General features: G+C 55.7%; 2 protein-coding genes and 1 pseudogene. 2 read left to right on the top strand and 1 reads right to left on the bottom strand.

The features are described 5' to 3' along the window. Positions 1–401: 401 nt before the first annotated feature. The gene (locus DJ74_RS03095; RefSeq protein WP_094524450.1) at positions 402–791 is read left to right on the top strand and encodes a winged helix-turn-helix domain-containing protein; all 390 of its coding nucleotides are present in this window, start codon (positions 402–404) and stop codon (positions 789–791) included. 123 nt (positions 792–914) lie between these two features. After that, entirely contained in the window at positions 915–1,250 is a 336-nt protein-coding gene (locus tag DJ74_RS03090) for a winged helix-turn-helix domain-containing protein (RefSeq protein WP_094524451.1), read from the top strand. Between the two features lie 947 nt (positions 1,251–2,197). Here DJ74_RS03090 and DJ74_RS19525 read toward each other — a convergent pair. Then, positions 2,198–2,317, bottom strand: a pseudogene (locus DJ74_RS19525) (RNA-guided endonuclease TnpB family protein); the annotation flags it as partial. Positions 2,318–2,809 lie beyond the last annotated feature (492 nt).

Genomic DNA, 2,809 nt, shown 5'->3' with positions numbered 1-2,809 from the left:
CGGCCGCGCGAACAGCCCTCCCCGGAACGCATCTCGGTCCCAGCACGGATATCGAAACGTCATGGTCGCTCGCAGCGGCGATCACGGACGCGTCCGGAACGATGACGGAGGCGCTTTCGTCGTACGAACAGCGTCGCCGAAAGCTCTCGGCCCGGTTCCGAACCTGGCTTGACGACGTACAAGCACCCGATCTGTCACTGTCACCGGAGCTTCGGCTCCTGTTTTTCGCTCGACAGCTCGCGTTTAGTCACGTGACTGGAGCCGCTCATTCTTTTAAACATGGAATTGCTGCAGATCGTTGATAATGCATCACACATCTATCTGAATAGCCCCGTCTGGTGGTCGGTGGTAGTACACGTAGCCAGCAGGGATAGGGTAGAGAGCGATAATGAAGTGATACGATGGCAACGACTGCCGATTTGGCGACCGAATCATCACCGGACGGTGACAGTACGTCTGGGGATGGTTCCGAAGGGCCGCGGACGGCCGATTCGGCCCCGGTACTACTCGAGCTATTAGACAACGAACACACGCAGAATATACTGGAAGCACTCTGTCGGGGTCCCAAGCGTGGACGAGACCTGATAGACGCTTGCGAGGCGTCGCGGGCGACGGTCTACCGCCGGCTTGACCGCCTCGAAGCGGCCGGGCTTGTCGCGACCGAACTGTACGTCGACCCCGACGGACACCACTGTGAAACGTACCAAATACGGATGGACCGACTCCACGTGACAGTCGAATCGGGCACGGTGTCGGTCACGGTACGGTTAACGACCGAGGAACGACGGTGACCGCAGCAAACCATGATGAGACCAGACACCGTCTCCGGTCAAGAAGCGCTAGGTCGGTTTTATGCGAATGGTGTTCCTCACGACCATCCAAGCCAATGGACAATGGCGATCTGACACGAGACAATGAATAGTGCGTTACCACGACAGCCGCCGGTCGAACACGTACCGGAAGATCAAGTACGACTCTCTGTCACCGGAGACGAGTCCGCAGCTGTCTGGGAGCTGCTCTCCTCAACGACGGCGCGAGCGATCGTTGCCACGATTGAGGAAGAGCCCAAGCCGGCCTCGGAGATCGCCACGGCAGTCGGGACATCGCTTCAGAACACCTGCTATCATCTCGACCGCCTCGTCGATGGGGACCTCATCGAGCCCACCCAGACGTGGTACTCGAAAAAAGGGCGAGAGATGACCGTCTACGCGCTCCGAACTCGCGAACTCGTTATTCGATTCTGTGACTAGGAGGTTCTCGGTTTGGCCCGATCGATCAAAGTTCGATACGGCCATCGATCGCCAGTCCTGCCGTGAATCATAGATGTTCTACACTGAACTACCACTAGTTATTTAAAACCGAATTATATTCTTCATTCGGTCTGTTTATCTCAAATAATTTTAGATATTTTCTGAGTTGATGGGTTCTTTAGTGTTTAATATATTATATTTAGCGACAAACTGTTCCGGAGGAGAATATATTCAAAGAATAGAGATCAGCTTCAACGAGTGGTAACCGAACGGCTTCATCAACTCGGCTGGCATTGACATCGTCCTCCTCTTCAGGCGGAGGAATCCGAGGTGGGGATATTACGGAAAATCGAGGAGAAAGCCCCGTGCTTTACGCGGGGATGAACCCGACAAACCCTCAACAACCGACATTATCAAGTAGCCCGGCGTCGTGCCGTGCGGCAAGCCAATCGCGTAAACTCTCAATCGGAAGACACGGGGTTGCTTCCCGCTGATACGGACGGTTCCACGCCCACCACCGGCAAACTCGGTGGGGAGTACGTGGTTAAGATTCGTCCGCCCTCCTCACAGTAACCCTACCCGTCACTGGGGACGGTCGGCAACGACCGCGCACACGAGGGGGCACAGCACATCAAAACACGCCCCGTTCGCGGTTGCACTCCGCCTTCGTCGGCGGAGTACGGTCGATGGCACGACCCGTGTCCGTCCACGTTCCAACCGTGGGTGGTTGCCAGGTATTCGGACGCTTCGGTCAAGCGGTATCGGGTACGGCACAAGCGGATACCGCGTCCCTCTCGGACGTTGAATACGCCATACCCTCGTTTCGAGGGCCGACGTGTAGCGCACGAACTCGGTACCCTCCAGCGGAGGGGAAGTTGCCTTCGGGGGCTGACGGAACGGCCCGACGCCCCACGAAGGAATCCTCGCGCTTCAGCGCGGGGAGGATGTCAAGGTTTGCAGTCTACCACTTCAGCCTGCGGTTGGAATCCGTAGGTGAGATCATACAGGTAGACTCCGGGCTGTGCCAACCAGCCGGTACTCCTATCCACACCCAAACTAGGTGCCGTAACTAAATGCGTTCGCGAACGTGACTCGGTCTTAACCAACACGCTTGCGGATGAAAGAATTTTGTTGGTTAAATATGATTGCAAGCGATTTCGGATTGACACACTTTGTCTCGATTGTTTGGAGCCCGTGATCGAAGAGACACCCCTCTATCGATGTGTTCACGTTCTGTCGTGGCCATGAGATAGGCGGGAAGAGGCGATCCGTCAGTGCCGCATTCACCGCTTGGTCGCAGGCATCGGTGCGATCCCAACGAACGCGACTGTCTACTCGTCGAACGTCGAGACACACACCCCTCTATCGATGTGTTCGATGTATTCACGGGGTGGGGGATAAACCTAGATCTTGCGTCGAGGAACTGCCACTTGACGGCGCCACGAAGTCGTATGAGCGGGATAGCCTCTATTAACAGTTCTCTATCCGTAGCTGAAATCGTCTTCTTTTCTTCTTCTTCTTTTACTACTAACACGATACACACACACCCCTCTATCGAT

Source organism: Halorubrum sp. Ea8 (genome assembly GCF_002252925.1).
GTDB lineage: Archaea > Halobacteriota > Halobacteria > Halobacteriales > Haloferacaceae > Halorubrum.
This window is presented reverse-complemented; position numbering and strand designations above follow the sequence as displayed.

Bases quoted from the DNA above. Each gene is read 5' to 3' on its own strand.
- DJ74_RS03090 (WP_094524451.1), top strand. From the start codon at position 915: ATGAATAGTGCGTTACCACGACAGCCGCCGGTCGAACACGTACCGGAA.
- DJ74_RS03095 (WP_094524450.1), top strand. From the start codon at position 402: ATGGCAACGACTGCCGATTTGGCGACCGAATCATCACCGGACGGTGAC.